This is a genomic window from Streptomyces sp. ADMS, assembly GCF_033441795.1.
Taxonomy (GTDB): Bacteria; Actinomycetota; Actinomycetes; order Streptomycetales; family Streptomycetaceae; genus Streptomyces.
The window spans coordinates 24,619-40,463 of the sequence record NZ_JAVFVX010000028.1 but is presented as its reverse complement, the minus strand read 5'-3'; the positions used below and the strand labels follow the sequence as shown (position 1 = coordinate 40,463).

The 15,845-nt window shown below is 69.5% G+C and carries 13 protein-coding genes and 1 pseudogene; 3 read left to right on the top strand and 11 right to left on the bottom strand.

The features are described 5' to 3' along the window. Positions 1 to 4 precede the first annotated feature (4 nt). The 5 genes and pseudogenes from kdpF to RB628_RS42605 form a co-directional block, all read right to left on the bottom strand. Positions 5 to 94: a K(+)-transporting ATPase subunit F gene (kdpF, locus tag RB628_RS14890; protein WP_037667570.1), complete on the bottom strand. Its 90-nt coding sequence runs from the start codon at positions 92 to 94 to the stop codon at positions 5 to 7. A gap of 219 nt (positions 95 to 313) precedes the next feature. Continuing rightward, a complete protein-coding gene (locus RB628_RS14885) occupies positions 314 to 1,036 on the bottom strand; it encodes a TrkA family potassium uptake protein (RefSeq protein WP_318320885.1) in 723 nt (240 codons plus the stop codon). Then, positions 1,029 to 2,402: a TrkH family potassium uptake protein gene (locus RB628_RS14880; protein WP_318320884.1), complete on the bottom strand. Its 1,374-nt coding sequence runs from the start codon at positions 2,400 to 2,402 to the stop codon at positions 1,029 to 1,031. The genes RB628_RS14885 and RB628_RS14880 overlap by 8 nt, the downstream gene beginning before the upstream one ends. Before the next feature lie 382 nt (positions 2,403 to 2,784). After that, positions 2,785 to 4,734: an NAD-binding protein gene (locus RB628_RS14875; protein WP_318320883.1), complete on the bottom strand. Its 1,950-nt coding sequence runs from the start codon at positions 4,732 to 4,734 to the stop codon at positions 2,785 to 2,787. A gap of 269 nt (positions 4,735 to 5,003) precedes the next feature. Further along, a pseudogene (locus tag RB628_RS42605) lies at positions 5,004 to 5,231 on the bottom strand (flotillin family protein); the annotation flags it as partial. Here RB628_RS42605 and RB628_RS14870 point away from each other — a divergent pair. Next, a complete protein-coding gene (locus tag RB628_RS14870) occupies positions 5,179 to 5,463 on the top strand; it encodes a hypothetical protein (protein ID WP_318320882.1) in 285 nt (94 codons plus the stop codon). The pseudogene RB628_RS42605 and the gene RB628_RS14870 overlap by 53 nt on opposite strands. Before the next feature lie 384 nt (positions 5,464 to 5,847). Here the strand turns inward: RB628_RS14870 and RB628_RS14865 are convergent, their stop codons facing one another. Together RB628_RS14865 and RB628_RS14860 are read right to left on the bottom strand one after the other, a co-directional pair. Next, complete coding sequence (locus tag RB628_RS14865) at positions 5,848 to 7,176, bottom strand: class I SAM-dependent RNA methyltransferase (RefSeq protein ID WP_318320881.1); 1,329 nt, start codon at positions 7,174 to 7,176, stop codon at positions 5,848 to 5,850. Positions 7,177 to 7,301: 125 nt separating this feature from the next. Then, a complete protein-coding gene (locus tag RB628_RS14860) occupies positions 7,302 to 9,350 on the bottom strand; it encodes an APC family permease (protein WP_318320880.1) in 2,049 nt (682 codons plus the stop codon). Between the two features lie 432 nt (positions 9,351 to 9,782). Here RB628_RS14860 and RB628_RS14855 point away from each other — a divergent pair, with 432 nt between their 5' ends. Then, positions 9,783 to 10,454, top strand: a complete 672-nt coding sequence (locus tag RB628_RS14855; RefSeq protein ID WP_318320879.1) for a TrkA family potassium uptake protein — start codon at positions 9,783 to 9,785, stop codon at positions 10,452 to 10,454. Next, the gene (locus tag RB628_RS14850) at positions 10,454 to 11,131 is read left to right on the top strand and encodes a TrkA family potassium uptake protein (protein WP_318320878.1); all 678 of its coding nucleotides are present in this window, start codon (positions 10,454 to 10,456) and stop codon (positions 11,129 to 11,131) included. Before RB628_RS14855 ends, RB628_RS14850 begins: the two co-directional genes overlap by 1 nt. 147 nt (positions 11,132 to 11,278) lie before the next feature. On the opposite strand, the gene RB628_RS14845 is transcribed toward RB628_RS14850, so the two are convergent. The 4 genes from RB628_RS14845 to RB628_RS14830 form a co-directional block, all read right to left on the bottom strand. After that, the gene (locus RB628_RS14845; protein ID WP_318320877.1) at positions 11,279 to 12,013 is read right to left on the bottom strand and encodes a DUF3159 domain-containing protein; all 735 of its coding nucleotides are present in this window, start codon (positions 12,011 to 12,013) and stop codon (positions 11,279 to 11,281) included. Between the two features lie 3 nt (positions 12,014 to 12,016). Beyond that, positions 12,017 to 12,415, bottom strand: coding sequence for an OB-fold nucleic acid binding domain-containing protein (locus RB628_RS14840; protein ID WP_318320876.1), 399 nt, complete (start codon positions 12,413 to 12,415; stop codon positions 12,017 to 12,019). 90 nt (positions 12,416 to 12,505) lie between these two features. Next, positions 12,506 to 13,189 (bottom strand): response regulator, encoded by a 684-nt coding sequence (locus tag RB628_RS14835; protein WP_318320875.1) that lies wholly within the window; start codon positions 13,187 to 13,189, stop codon positions 12,506 to 12,508. Beyond that, positions 13,186 to 15,786 (bottom strand): sensor histidine kinase KdpD, encoded by a 2,601-nt coding sequence (locus RB628_RS14830; RefSeq protein ID WP_318320874.1) that lies wholly within the window; start codon positions 15,784 to 15,786, stop codon positions 13,186 to 13,188. Before RB628_RS14830 ends, RB628_RS14835 begins: the two co-directional genes overlap by 4 nt. Positions 15,787 to 15,845 lie beyond the last annotated feature (59 nt).

Sequence of the window (15,845 nt, the reverse complement as noted above, 5' to 3'; positions counted from 1 at the left end):
GTGCTCAGAACCTCTCCGGGAAGATCAGGGCGAGGACGAGGTAACCCAGCAGGGCGACGGCCACGACCAGTCCGATGACGTTCTCGGCGGTCACAGCTTCGTCACCCCCTTGGCGACGAGAGCCACAAGCGCGAACACCGCGATCGTGGTGAGAACGAAGGCCACGTCGGCCATCGCGAGCTCCTGGATGAGGTGCGGAAAATCCCTGTGAGGATTCGGACCACTTCAGGAAACCCGCCCGGCCGGTCGGCGTCAGCTGCTCTTAACGCCTCCCTTACGGCGGCCCGGCCACCTTTGACGCACTCCATACGCCTCAGCTGAGTTCGGCGAAGCTCTCCACCGCGCGGGTCTTGCCGGTGACCACGATGACGTCGCCCTTCTGGACGACCGTTTCGGCGGTGGCGTAGGTGAAGTCCTCGCCGGGGCGTTTGATGCCGACGACCGTGATGCCGTACTTGGTACGCACCTGGCTCTGGCCGAGCGGGACGCCGGTGGCGATGTCCGGGGCGACGGTCTTGACCAGGGCGTAGTCGTCGTCGAACTCGATGAAGTCCAGCATCCGCCCGGTGACCAGGTGGGCGACGCGTTCCCCCATCTCGTGCTCGGGCAGGACGACATGGTGGACACCGAGGCGTTCGAGGATCTGGCCGTGCTGACGGCTGATGGCCTTGGCCCAGATGTTGGGCACCTCGGCCTCCAGCAGGTTGGAGGCGATGAGGATGCTGGCCTCGATGTCGGTGCCGATGCCGACCACCGCACTGGTGAACTCGTGCACCCCGAGCTGGTGCAGCACCTCCGGGTCGGTGCAGTCGGCGACCACCGAGTGGGTCAGGCCGTCGCTCATCCTCTGCACCAGGCGGGCGTCGGTATCGATGCCCAGGACGTCCCAGCCGCGCCGCATCAACTCGTTGGCGAGAGAGGAGCCGAAGCGACCGAGGCCGATGACCGCGACCCGCTGGTCGCCGGCGGTCTGGGCGTGCTGGCCGGCCGGACGCTTGCGGCGGCGCCGGCGCAGGGAGTGCAGGTAGTTAGCCAATGACGGGTCGCTCCTCGGGCAGTTCGTAGCGGCGTTTGCGCTCGCGCAGGGCCAGCGCCGAGACCAGGGTGACCGGGCCCAGGCGGCCGATGAACATCAGCAGGATCAGGATCAGCTGACCGGCGGCCGGGAAGTCTGCGGTGATACCGGTGGACAGACCGACGGTGCCGAAGGCGGAGACGACCTCGAAGAGGACTTGCTCGAAGGCCAGCTCAGTGGTGCTCAGCAGGGCGAGCGTGGCCGTCATGACCAGGCCGACGCCGAGCAGCGCCACGGTCAGGGCCTGGCGCAGAACGTGCGGGGCGAGGCGGCGGCCGAGCACCGAGGAGTTGGGCTCGCCCCGCACCTCGGCGATGATCGCGACAGCCAGCACCGCGAACGTGGTGACCTTGATACCGCCGGCGGTGCCCGCGCTGCCGCCGCCGACGAACATGAGCATGCAGGTCATCAGGAGCGTGGAGGCGTGCATCGCCCCGATGTCGAGGGAGTTGAAGCCCGCGGTCCGGGTCATCGTGGAGTGGAAGAACCCGTTCAGAAGCTTCTCGGGCCAGTCGTACGCCCCCAGGGTGCGGGAGTTGGTCCACTCCAGCAGACAGGTCAGCAGAGTACCAGCCGCAAGCAGGACGACGGTCGTGGCCAGCGTCAGCTTCGTGTGCAGGGTCCAGTTGCGGCGGCCGGTGGTGCGGCGCCGGTGCCGGTGGCGCAGCAGTTCCAACAGGACGGGGAAGCCGAGACCGCCGAGGATCACAGCCGCGGCGACAGGCAGGGTGACCCACGGGTCCTGTGCGTAGCGGGTGAGGCTGTCGGCGTGCAACCCGAACCCGGCGTTGTTGAAGGCCGACACGGCATGGAAGTAGCCGAGGTACACGGCGTCGCCGATGGAGTTGCCGTAGCCGAAGCGGAAACGCAGGGAGAGGATTGCGCCGACCGCGAGTTCCACGATCAGCGTCGTGCCGGCCACCCCGAGCAGCACCCGGCGTACGTCGCCGATGCCCAGGCTCTTGGTCTCCGCCTGCGCGGTGAGCTGCATCCGCAGGCGCAGTCTGCCGGAGACCAGGAGGGCGAGCAGGGAGGCCATGGTCATGATGCCGAAGCCGCCGACCTGGATCAGCGCGAGGATCACGCCCTCACCGAAGCCGCTCCAGTACGTGCCTGTGTCCACCACTGCCAGGCCCGTCACGCACACGGCCGAGGTGGAGGTGAACAGCGCGGTCACCAGCCCGGTGGCCCTACCGTCCTCGGCGGCGACCGGCAGCGCGAGCAGCCCGGTCCCGAGGGCGATCACGGCGGCGAAGGCGAGCACGACCGTACGGGCCGGGTGGGCCGCGAACAGCGGCCGGCGCACCCGCGCGGAACGTCCTGCCACCGGTTGCCTTCCTCTGTACGTCCAGTCCGTCAAGGACTGGTGTGGACTTCGTACGGAGCCCGTCGAACCCCGCGCGGCCGTCACCCTACCCCGCGGTGGCTCGCATGGACCGTCCAGCCGAGACGCGTTCCGGCCGTCGCCCGGAGCCGGATGTCAGGTGTTGATGTCACGGCGCGCGAATCGCCACGCGCCGAGGCCGACAAGAGCGCTCGCCGTCGCGGCGAGGATGCCCATGTCGGCCCACTGGAAGCCGTTCCGCAGCTGATCTGCGAAGTGTCGGAGCCTCGAAGGACAACCGTGCCCACACCAGTTGCTCTCGTCCCGCCGCACCTGTGCAGTCGGCACCGCACCGAACGAGTCGGGAAGCGCCACGGAAACAGGTCTACGGCGTGGCGGGGTCGGCCGGCCGGGGATGGCGGCCCAGGAGCGCGGCGAGCCCCTGCCTGGTCGTCGCCAGCACGACCCGGTCCTCGGGCCGCAGGACGTACCCGGAGTGCAGCTGCCAGACCAGCCCGGGAGACCGGTCGTCACCATCGGCCGGAAGGGCCGCAGCGAGGTCGGGGCGGCGGTCGGCGGGGGCAGCTGCGTCCAGGGCCAGTACGCGCCAGGCCCCGGGGCGGAAGGCTTCGGCGACCGTGCGGCCTTCCAGTTGCGGGTGCCCTGCGACGACGAGGGCGGCGACGAGGAGCACCTTGCGCTCGACGGGGATGGCGCCGAGGATCTGGCGGCCCATCATCGCGCCGGCGAACGCGGGTGCCGCCAGGCTGGAGACGCTGCGGCTGCGGGTGAGGGCGTGCGGGTGGGCGGCGCGCAGGGTGCGGTAGACGGCGGTGGCGAAGTCGTCGTCGTACAGTCGCAGCGCGACACGCAGGTCGGACTTGACGGAGCGGGCGTACAGCGCGGCTTCGAGGTTGGTGGTGTCGGAACTGGTCAGGGCGAGCAAGGCATGCGCGCGGTGGATCTTGGCGGCCTCCAGGACGCCCTCCTCGGTGCCGTCCCCGATCACGGTCGGGATCCGCAGGCGGCGGGCCAGGGGGATGCCGCGTGCCTCGGGGTCCGACTCCACGCAGACGACGGGGATGTCGAGTTCCTTCAGCCGGGCCAGCACCCGGGCCCCGATCTTGCCGAGCCCGAGCAGGACGACATGCCCGGACAGGCCGCGCGGCGGGCGGCGCAGGGCGGAGGCGCTGCGGAAGGTGCCCAGGCATTCCAGCACGGCCGCGGTCATCACCGGCAGCAGCAACAACCCGGCCAGCCCGGAGAGGAGTTGGATGATCTGACGGCTCAGCGGCTCACCCAGCGCCGGGTCGTCGATGGCGAACAGATCCAGCAGGGTGAGGTAGGTGGCGTGCACCAGGTCGTCGCCGGTGGTCAGCCAGGAGGCGACGGCGAGGCCGAAGACGCAGGCGATCAGGCCGAACAGCGACCAGCGCAGCCGACGCGAGAACAACTGTCCGAGCGAGGCGCCCCGGTGAGCCAGCCGCCCGGTGGGCAGCACCGATCCGCTGTACGAGACCGCTTCCAGCACCACCGTGCCGTGTCCGTTGGCCGCGGTCACCGCCTCCTCGTCCGGCAGGAGTTGGGGCGCTTGCGTACCGCTGCGGTCCGAACCCTCAGCCCCCGCGGGATCGTTGGCAGTCGCCGACAGCAGAGCCAGAGTGCACAGGCCGGCGTCGGAGACCTCACCGCGGAGCGGCGGAGTGCGCTCCACCGCCCGCAGCAGCAGCCCGTCCGCCTGGACCACCTTGCTGGTGCCCGCGATGGCGGTGGCGGCCAGCGCCGGCGCGGCGGTGTCCGCGTCGGACAGAACGGTGGTGGAGGTGTCCAGAGCCACCGGGTCCAGCCCCGGTGAGGCGACGATGGCGGCCTGGTCCAGGAGCTCCTCCAGCTGCTGGCCGAGCTTGCGGTTGTACAGCCGGATCACCAGCCGCACCTGCGGGTTGAGGCGGCGGGCGATCAATGCGCCGCGGATGTTCACCTCGTCGTCCCCGTGCACCAGAGCGACCGCGGTGGCCCGAGCCACACCGGCCACCGCCAGCACCTCGTCGGTGAGCTCCGACACCTCCAGCACCTGCCCGTCATCGGTGGCATCCGGCTCGGTGCCCGCAGTCCTCGTCATCACCGAGGACACCCGCCCGAAGAGTGCGGTCGCCCGGGCCCGGCCGGTGGGCAACGTGCCCGTCGCGACACCGCTTCGGGTGGGAGCGACGAGCGTGACGTGTTCGCGGTAGACCTCGCGCAGTTCGTCGGACAGCCGATGGGCCAGCCCGTCATCACCGCAGACGATCATGTGCCCGCTGGGGGGCCGCGTCTGGCGCGGGAGAGAAGACATGAAGATCACTTTGCCGCAGTCCGGTAGCCGTTTCCATGCCTACGCAAGGATGGAGCAGGTGGGGACGGCGAAGCGGAAAGGTGACCCGGAATTCCGCGTGGTGGCCCAGCCGTTCCGCAATCGTGGACTGGTGCATTCGGGCCGGCTCGCGATGAGCGGAGGTGCGGCGAGCTCGTCTCACCTGCCGGCCCACTCGTCCCGCAGTTCACGAGCCGCGAACCCGCTGATCCCGACATCGGTGCATCCTGCGGCCCACCGGACAATGCGGTCTCGGCCTCCGTGCGGCCGGCCTTTTCGATGACCTCGGCCTGTTGCCGCGGACCTGGAGGGCGGCCGGCCCCTCGGCCGCGGTCTCCGTCCAGCCGGGACGCCCTCGGCGAGGCGGGCTTGGCCCGCGCGTCAAGATCGGCGGTCTTCAACCGGGCCTCGGCCAGGGTCAGTTCCTTGGTGGCCCGGTGTGTGGCGGCCTGCTCGGCGGCCTCCGCGGGCCTGATGTCCGTGGGTGCGGGAGCCGGCCTGCGCCGGACCGGCAGCGGCATCGTCTCCGTCGACAACGGCGACCCGACGGGCACAGAACTGCTGTGGGCGCTCCGCTCCTCCGGACTCCCGTACCGGGAGTCCCTGCACCGGAACATCGTGCCCTGGTGTCTGGTCAGCGCCGATCGCATCGCCGCGCCCGGGCAGACGGAGACACAGCGGGCGGTGCCCTTCCTGCACGAGGTGAGGTGATCTCCCTCCCCGCCCATGGAGGTGTTCGTACCACAACCTGATCATGGCGTGCGGCGCGGTCGCTCTCGGCCCCGGCGCACGCGACGGCTGGGACAGGGCACACGGGCCGCCCGGCTGCTACCGAACAGCATGACGACTGTGGGCGCACGAGGATTTCGGGCGACTCGTCTCTACACCTGATCCAGGCGCTTCAGGGACCTGCCGGATTTCCAGCCTGTGCGTCATCTGTGCGTCACGCCGCAGGAACGAACGGTGCTCCGTCACCGCCACGCAACCTGCCGCCTCAGACGGATGCGCAGGTCACGTGTCGTCGTCCGGCTTCACCTGTTCCCTTCCCCGCCTCGAAACAGGTCGAGCCGACAAAAGAAACAGGAAAACGGCAGGTCAGGCGCCTTTTGCGGCAGGCTCCAGAATCGCCACGCACTCCACATGATGCGTCATCGGAAACAGGTCGAAAGCCCGCAGCGTCCGCACCCGATACCCCCCCTCCCGGAAGTACCCCAGGTCCCGCGCCAACGCCGCCGGGTCGCACGCCACGTACGCGATCTTGCGTGCCCCCAGCTTCACCAGCTGCCCGACCGTCTTCCGCCCCGCACCCGCCCTCGGCGGATCCAGGACGATCAGGTCGACCTCGGTGATACCCGTGCCCGGAAGCACCGCCTCGACCTTGCCCTGTTCGATGCGGACGCGGTCGAAGGCGGCGAGGTTGTGCCGGGCGTCCTCGACCGCTCGCTTGCCCGACTCGATGCCGAGAACCGCGCCCTTGTCGCCGATCCGGTCGGCGAGGGCGCCCGCGAACAGGCCGACGCCGCAGTAGAGGTCGAGGGCCATGTCGCCCTTGCGTGGGAGCAGGCCCTGCATGACCGCCTTCGTCAGCGTGTCCGCCGCCATCGGGTGGACCTGCCAGAAGCCGCCGCTGCCGACCCGGTGCGTACGGCCGTCGGCGCGCTCGCGGACGAACGCGCGACCGTGGACGCGGTGAATACCGCCGTCGTGCTCCTCGACGCGCATGACGGAGACGGGCTTGTCGAGCTCGACCAGGGGCAGGCGGGCGCCCGGCTTCGGCTCCAGGATGACCATGCGGTCCTGGGATCCGGTCGCGGCGATCACGTCGACGGACTCCATCCCGGACCAGTCGCGCTCCTCGATGCCCAGTTCGCTGACGCCCGGCGCCGCGATCATGCAGTGCTCGATCGGCTCGACCTCGTGCGAACGGTGGTGCCGCAGCCCGGCGTTGCCGTCCGCGTCCACCGCGTACTGGACCCTCGTCCGCCACTGAGGCACCTCGCCGGGCGGCAGCTTGTCGCCCTCGGCCGGCATCACCGTGCCGTCCCAGCCGGCCTCCTCCGGGGTGAGGCCCGCGAGCCGCTTCAGCTGTTCGGCGACGACCTCGCCCTTGAGGCGGCGCTGCGCGCCCGGCTTGGCGTGCTGCCAGTCGCAGCCACCGCAGCGGCCGGGGCCGGCATACGGACAAGGGGCCTCGACCCGGTCCTTGGACGCCGTCAGCACCTCAACCGCGTCCGCGCGCAGGAACCGCGCCCCCTCCTCACCCTCCGTCACCCGGGCAAGGACCCGTTCACCGGGCAACGTGTGCCGCACGAAGAGCACCTGCCCTTCGTCCGTACGGGCGATGCAGTGGCCGCCGTGGGCGACCGGTCCGACCTCTACCTCGTACTCCTGCCCCACCAGCGACTTCTTCGGTTCTGCCTGCATGGTGGGGTGACTCCAGGGGAGAGAAAACGGAACGGCCGGACAACAGCCCACCAGTCTACGTGGGCGCCACCCGACCGCTCACCACAAGCCGGTACCGGGCCCTTACCGGGCCTCCGCCGAGCCCGTCAGCTCTTCCTGCTCGGTTCCTTCGGCCGCTCCTCGGCGGGCCCGCGCCGCACCGATCCGGGCGCGTTCCAGTCCTGCCGCCTGCGGGCGCGCTTCCTGGCCGCCTCGGACGACTGCAGCTGGTACGGCACCGACGTCACCATGACGCCCGGTGTGAACAGCAGGCGCCCCTTGAGGCGCAGCGCGCTCTGGTTGTGCAGCAGGTGCTCGTACCAGTGACCGACCACGTACTCCGGGATGATCACGGACACGGCGTCGCGCGGCGACTCCCGGCGCAGCCCCTTCACGTACTCGATCACGGGCCGGGTGATCTCCCGGTACGGCGAGTCGAGCACCTTCAGCGGGACGGTGATCCCCCGCCGCTCCCACTCCTCGCGCAGCGCCTTGGTCTCCGCCGGATCGACCTTGACGCTGAGCGCCTCCAGCGTGTCGGAGCGCATCAGCTTCGCGTACGCGAGCGCGCGCAGGGTGGGCCGGTGGATCTTCGAGATGAGGACGATCGAGTGCACCCGCGACGGCCGTACGCTGTCGTCGCTCGGGCCGTCAGGGGCCACGAGCTCCTCGGCGACCCGGTCGTAGTGCTTACGGATGGCGGTCATCACCGCGTAGAAGATCACCATGCCGAGCAGCGCCACCCAGGCACCGTGCGTGAACTTCGTTCCGAGTACGACGACCAGCACCAGGCCCGTGAAGAAGGCGCCGAAGGTGTTGATGGCACGGGAGCGCATCATGCGCCGGCGCTTCGCCGGGTCCTTCTCGGTGGCCAGGTGGCGGTTCCAGTGCCGGACCATGCCGGTCTGACTGAGCGTGAAGGACACGAACACACCGACGATGTACAGCTGGATGAGGTGGGTCGAGTCCGCTCCGTAGATCCACACCAGCATGATGGCGGCGCCGGCGAGCAGCACGATGCCGTTGGAGAAGGCGAGCCGGTCGCCACGCGTGTGCAGCTGGCGCGGGAGGTAGCGGTCCTGCGCCAGGATCGAGCCGAGCAGCGGGAAGCCGTTGTAGGCGGTGTTGGCGGCGAGGAAGAGCACCAGCGCGGTGGCGGCGGCCAACAGGACGAAGAGGAAGCTGCCGTCGCCGAACACGGCCTCGGCGACCTGCGAGATCACCGGGTTCTGGACGTAGTCCGAGCCGAGCTCGACGCCGTTGTCCAGCAGGTCGTGCGCGGGGTTCTCGGCCATCCGTACCTTGGTGACCATGGCCAGCGCGATGATCCCGCAGAACATGGTGACGGCGAGCAGGCCCATGGCCGCGAGCGTGGTAGCCGCGTTCCTGGACTTCGGCTTGCGGAAGGCCGGCACACCGTTGGAGATGGCCTCGACGCCGGTGAGCGCGGCACAGCCGGACGAGAAGGCGCGCAACAGCAGGAACACCAGCGCGAATCCCGCGATGCCCTGGTGCTCGGCCTTGATCTCGTAGCCCGCGGTGGGCGCCCGCATGGTCTCGTCCAGCACCAGTTCACGGAACCCGCCCCACGCGATCATGATGAAGACGCCCGCGACGAACACGTACGTCGGGATCGCGAACAGCTTCCCGGACTCCTTGACACCCCGCAGGTTCATCAGCGTGAGCAGCACGATGACGGCGATCGCGCAGAGCACCTTGTGCTCGACGACGAAGGGGACGGCGGAGCCGAGGTTCTCGATGCCGGAGGAGATCGACACGGCGACGGTGAGCACGTAGTCGACGAGCAGCGCGCTGGCCACCGTGAGGCCGGCCTTGGGACCGAGGTTGGTGTTCGCCACCTCGTAGTCGCCGCCACCACTCGGGTACGCGTGCACGTTCTGCCGGTAGGAGGCGACCACGGTGAACATCAGTACGACGACAGCGACCGCGATCCACGGGCTGAACTGATACGCCGACACGCCCGCGATCGACAGGACCAGCAGCACTTCCCCGGGAGCGTAGGCCACGGAGGAGAGCGGGTCGGAGGCGAAGACGGGTAGGGCGATGCGCTTCGGCAGGAGCGTTTCGCCGAGCCGATCACTGCGCAGTGCGCGCCCGATCAGGATCCGTTTGGGCACGTCGGTCAGTTTGGACACGGACAGGATCGTAAGCTCCCGGCCTTGTTCTGGGCACATCCGGGTGAAATCCCGGCGGTCCGCCGAGTGAAATCCCGGCATGCGAGACAGGCGAATACCCCTGAGACGGCGTCCTCATGGCTATATGACGAAATCGCAGCACGTCTGAGGCTCATTCAGCGACCTTCGGAGCCCTTCCATAATTTTTTCCGCTTCTTTGCTTTCCCTCGTGCCCGGGAGACCCCCATGCCACATCTCGCCGCGGAGCTGATCGGCGCCGCCGCCGCGCTCGTCGCCCTCGCCCTTCTCACTCTGGCCAGCGTCCGCAGCATCAGCCGCAGGTAGGGGGGTGCCCTCCGCCGACCGTGCGTGTGTAGCTTGGGCGGGGGTCTGAGACCCTGTTCAAGCCAGGTCGACAACGGCGGGCCTTGACATCGGATCGGAAGGACGGTCGTGCACATCGTCATCATGGGCTGCGGCAGAGTGGGTTCCGCTCTCGCGCAGACCCTGGAGCAACAGGGGCACACGGTCGCCGTGATCGATCAGGACCCCACCGCCTTCCGACGACTGGGCTCCGGGTTCGGCGGCCGTCGTGTCACCGGCGTCGGCTTCGACCAGGACACCCTGCGCGAGGCGGGCATAGAGGAGGCGGGCGCATTCGCCGCCGTCTCCAGCGGCGACAACTCGAACATCATCGCCGCCCGGGTGGCCCGCGAGATGTTCGGCATCGAGAACGTCGCGGCCCGTATCTACGACCCCCGCCGCGCCGAGGTCTACCAGCGCCTGGGCATCCCGACCGTCGCCACGGTCCGCTGGACGGCCGACCAGATGCTGCGCAGGCTGCTGCCGTCCGGCGCGGAGCCGCTGTGGCGTGATCCCACCGGCGGCGTGCAGCTCGCCGAGGTGCACGCGTCGTCGGCCTGGGTGGGCCACAAGATCAGCAAGATGCAGGACGAGACCGGCGTACGTGTCGCCTTCCTCACCCGCCTGGGCGAGGCGGTCCTGCCCACCTCGCAGACGGTGCTGCAGGAGGGCGACCTCGTGCACGTGATGATGCGTACGGACGACATCGAGAAGGTCGAGGCGTCCTTCGCCGAGGGCCCTGAAGAAGAGGCGGGTCACTGATGAGGGTCGCCATTGCCGGTGCCGGTGCCGTGGGCCGCTCGATCGCGGGCGAGCTGCTGGAGAACGGCCACGAGATCCTGCTGATCGACAAGGCCCCGACGGCCATCTCGGTCGAACGAGTCCCCCAGGCGGAGTGGCTGCTGGCGGACGCCTGCGAGATCACGTCGTTGGACGAGGCGGCGTTGCAGCGCTGCAACGTGGTGATCGCCGCGACGGGCGACGACAAGGTGAACCTGGTCGTGTCGTTGCTGGCGAAGACGGAGTACGGCGTTCCGCGCGTCGTTGCCCGCGTCAACAACCCCAAGAACGAGTGGCTGTTCAACGAGGCCTGGGGCGTCGACGTGGCGGTGTCCACCCCCCGCCTGATGTCGGCCCTCGTCGAGGAGGCGGTGAGCGTCGGCGACCTGGTACGCCTGCTCCACTTCAGCCACGGCGACGCGAACCTCGTCGAACTGACCCTCCCCCCGGAGTCGGCGCTGGCCGGCACGCAGGTAGGCGACGTTGAGTGGCCGGAGGACACGTCCCTGGTGGCGATCATCCGCGGCTCCCGGGTCCTGACCCCGACCCGGGAGGACTCCCTGGAAGCGGGCGACGAACTCCTGTTCGTGGCCGCCCAGGCGAGGGAGGAACAGCTGGAGGACCTCTTGTCGGTACGAAGGGAAGAGGCCCCGAACTGACCGACGGGGCACCGTCAGCTCGTCCGGCGTTCGAGGACGAGCCCCGTTCAGGGCCGCAGGGATCTGGGGGCGCAGCCCCCGGGAACGGGATGGGACGGGTAGGGGCGGCGGGGGCGAGAGAACCCCACAACCACCCCCGCCCACTCCCTACTCGGAAGAGGAAGCCGCGGCCTTCCGCTCCTCCGCCGCCCGCTCCTCCGCCGCCCGCTCCTCCGCTTCCATCTCCGCGAACACATCGATCGGCGCCGGCGCCTTCGCCAGGAACACCCACGTGAGCCACACCGCCAACAGGAACGGCGGAATCTTCAACGCCACCAGCACCCACCCGAACTGCGTCGTGTCGGCCCACAGGTACAGCGGGAAGAGAATCGCGCACTTGGCGAGCAGAATCAGGCCCCACGCCCAACTGGCCTTCGCATACGCCTTCTTGCGCCCCGGGTTACGGGTACGCCAGGAGAGGTTTTCCTTGAAGACCGGGCCGAGGATCAGCCCGAGCAGCGGAACACCGGCCAGCGTGGTGATGATGTAGGCCAGCGACAGCCCCAGCGTGTAGAACATGCCGGGCAGATAGAAGTCCTTGGCATTGCCCGTCATCATCGCGAAGACGACACCAAAGGCGACGCCGAACACACCGCTGAAGGCATGCTTGACGGTGTCCTTCATAGCGAGGCGCACCACGACCAGCAGCACGGAGACACCCAGGGCCGCGATGGCCGACGAGTGCAGGTCCTTGTTGATCGTGTAGATCGTGACGAAGAGCAGCCCCGGCAGGACCGTCTCGATCATGCCCCGCAGACCGCCGAACGCCTCGAAGAGCGCGGCCTCGGTCACCGCCCTGGAATCGTGCTGGGCGTCTTCGGTCGGCTTGTCGAGCGACGTCACCGGCTACTCCCGTCCGAGGGGTCTCAGTTCGTATTTCGGATTGAACAGCACACGGCGGCCCCGGCTCATCGAGATCCGCCCCGACGCGATCAGTTTGCGCCCCGGCTCTATCCCGACTATGGAACGTCTGCCGAGCCACACCACGTCCAGCGCGGCCGAGCCGTCGAAGAGTTCGGCCTCCAGGGCCGGAACCCCCGCCCTCGGCCGTAGCGTGACCGTGCGCAAGGTACCAGTAACCGTCACTATCTGTCGGTCGTGGCAGTCCCCGATACGCGTACAGCCCGCGGTCGCGGTGTCCTCGCGCAGCTCCTCGGACTCCAGGTCCTCCTGCGACGAGGAGAGCCGGTCGAGCATGCGGCGAAACCGGCCCGTCGGCTTCTCGGATCGAGGAACAGCACTCATACCTGAAGCGTACCGGCGCCCACCGACACCGACGTACCCCCGGGGACGTCCGCCTCTCGGGAGCAGGCAGTGGCAGGCTCCGGCGGGGCTCTACCGCTCGAACCGGTACCCCATCCCGGGTTCGGTGATGAAGTGCTTCGGATGCGAGGGATCCGCCTCCAGCTTGCGCCGCAGCTGTGCCATGTACACGCGCAGATAGTTGGTCTCCGTCCCGTAGGACGGCCCCCACACCTCCTGGAGCAGCTGTTTCTGGCTGACCAGTCGTCCCGTGTTGCGTACGAGCACCTCCAGCAGATGCCACTCCGTGGGAGTCAGCCGTACGTCGCGCCCCCCGCGGTGGACCTTCTTCGCGGCCAGGTCGACGGTGAACCCGTCGGTCTCCACCATGACGTCGTCGTCGGCGCTCCCGGTGGGCTCGGCCCGGCGGACGGCGGCACGGAGCCGGGCCAGCAGTTCGTCCATGCCGAAGGGCTTGGTGACGTAGTCGTCGGCGCCCGCGTCGAGCGCCTCGACCTTCTCGTCGGAGGAGTGCCGGGCCGACAGCACCAAAATGGGCACCCGTGTCCATCCCCGGAGTCCCTTGATCACCTCGACGCCGTCCATGTCGGGCAGTCCCAGGTCGAGCACGACCACATCGGGATGGCGGGCGGCGGCGAGTTCGAGGGCGGTGGCACCGTCGGGGGCCGCGTCGACCTCGTACTTGCGGGCCTTGAGGTTGATCACGAGGGCCCGCACGATCTGCGGCTCGTCGTCGACCACCAGCACCCGGGTCATGACACCTGCCTTTCCGACTCTGCCGGCACTGTTGTTCCCACTTCCACGGCCCCCGCGCCGCCTCGCCGCAGCAGCTCGGCCCCCGCGCCGTCCCCTGCGCCCGTCCCCGCCGCGCGCACCGTGAGCACCATGCTCAGCCCGCCCCCAGGCGTGTCCTCGGCCTGGAGGGTGCCTCCCATCGCCTCGGCGAAGCCCCGGGCCACCGCGAGCCCCAGCCCCACCCCCGCCCCGCGCGGGGCGTCACCGTACCGCTGGAAGGGCTCGAAAATGCGGTCCTTCGCCTCGTCCGGCACGCCCGGCCCGCGGTCCACGACCCGCACCTCCACCCGGTCGGCGATGGCACTCGCGGCCACCAGCACCGTCGCCCCGTCCGGGCTGTACTTGACGGCGTTCTCGACCAGGTTGGCCACCGACCGCTCCAGCAACCCGGGGTCGACTGCGACCATCGGCAGCGTCTCGGGAATGTCCAGCTCGACACTGTCCGCGGGTACGCCCCCCAGCGCCATCGGCACCACCTCGTCGAGGTCGATCTCCCTGATCAGCGTGGTGACGGTGCCGGTCTGGAGCCGGGACATGTCCAGCAGGTTGCCCACCAGGTGGTCGAGCCGGTCGGCGCCGTCCTCGATGCCGGCCAGCAGTTCGGCCCGGTCCGTCTCGGACCACGCCACGTCGTCCGACCGCAGCGACGAGACCGACGCCTTGATCCCGGCCAGTGGCGTACGCAGGTCATGGCTGACGGCGGCGAGCAGCGCCGTACGGATCCGGTTGCCCTCGGCGAGGGTACGGGCCTGGTCCGCCTGGGACTGGAGGCGCCGGCGGTCCAGCACCACGGCCGCCTGAGCGGCGAACGCGGCCAGCACCCGCCGGTCGGCGGCGGGCAGTACCCGTCCGGACAGTGCGAGCGCCATGTGGTCGCCGACGGGCATGTCCACGTCCGCGTCCTCCGGCCGTTCCACCACCTGCCGCGTGCCCACACTGCCCGCGCAGGTCCACGGATCGACGTCACCGGCCCGCTCCAGCAGCGCCACGGACTCCATCCCGAACGTCTCCCGGACGCGCTCCAGAAGCGCCTCCAGGCTGGTCTCGCCGCGCAGGACGCTCCCCGCGAGAAAGGAGAGGATCTCCGACTCGGCCCGCAGCCGGGCCGCCTGATGCGTGCGCCGGGCGGCCAGATCCACCACGGAGGCCACCGAGACCGCGACCCCGAAGAAGATCACGAGGGCGACGATGTTCTTCGGGTCGGCGATGGTCAGCCGGTGATACGGCGGCGTGTAGAAGTAGTTCAGCAGCATCGAGCCGACGGCCGCCGAGGCCAGCGCCGGGTAGAGGCCGCCGAGCAGGGCCGCCGCCACCGTGAGCGCCAGGAACAGCAGCATGTCGTTGGCGAGGCCGAGGTCGACATCGCTCAGCAGCAGCGCGAGGACCACGGGGCCGGCCACACCGACCAGCCAGCCCCATATGATCCGCGCCCGCCCGAGCCGGGCCCCCCGGGCCACGGGCAGCCCTCGTCCCTTGCCTGCCTCGCCATGGGTGATCAGGTGGACGTCGAGGTCGGGACCCGAGTCCCGGGCCACGGACGCGCCCACCCCGGGCCCGAAGACGTACTGCCAGGTCTTGCGCCGGGAGACGCCCAGCACGATCTGCGTGGCGTTCACGCCCCGCGCGAAGTCCAGCAGCGCCACCGGAACGTCGTCCCCGACCACATGGTGAAACGTTCCGCCGAGATCTTCGACCAGGGTCCGCTGGACAACCAGCTCCTTGGGCGAGGCGTTGGTCAATCCATCGCTGCGGGCGACATAGACGGCCATGACCTCCCCGCCGGCGCCCTTCTCGGCGAGCCGCGCGGCCCGCCGGATCAACGTACGGCCCTCGGGCCCGCCGGTCAGTCCGACGACGATCCGCTCCCGCGAACCCCAGATCCTGGAGACCTGGTGCTCACTGCGGTACTCGGTCAGGTACTCGTCGGCCCGGTCCGCCACCCACAGCAGCGCCAGCTCCCGCAGCGCGGTCAGGTTCCCGGGCCGGAAGTAGTTGGACAGGGCCGCGTCGACCTTGTCGGACTTGTAGACGTTGCCGTGCGCCATCCGGCGTCGCAGCGCCTGCGGGGACATGTCGACAAGCTCGATCTGATCCGCACGCCGGACCACTTCGTCCGGGACTGTCTCCTGTTGACGTACACCAGTGATCGACTCAACCACATCACCCAACGACTCCAGATGCTGAATGTTGACGGTCGATATCACGTCAATACCCGCGGCCAGCAGTTCCTCCACGTCCTGCCAGCGCTTGGTGTTGCGCGAGCCGGGAACGTTGGTGTGCGGCAGCTCGTCCACCAGGGCGACCTGCGGCCGACGGGTGAGCACGGCGTCCACGTCCATCTCGGTGAACACGGACCCGCGGTAGGCCAGCTCCTGGCGCGGGATCTGCTCCAGCCCGTGCAGCATCACCTCCGTACGCGGCCGGTTGTGGTGCTCCACGAAGGCGACCACACAGTCCGTCCCCCGCTCGACACGGCGGTGCGCCTCGGACAGCATCGCGTACGTCTTGCCGACGCCCGGTGCCGCACCGAGGTAGATCCGAAGCTTGCCGCGTCCCATGGCCTCATTGTCTTCCCGTGTCTGCTGCTCACGCAGCGTCGACCTTACGTCCAACAATG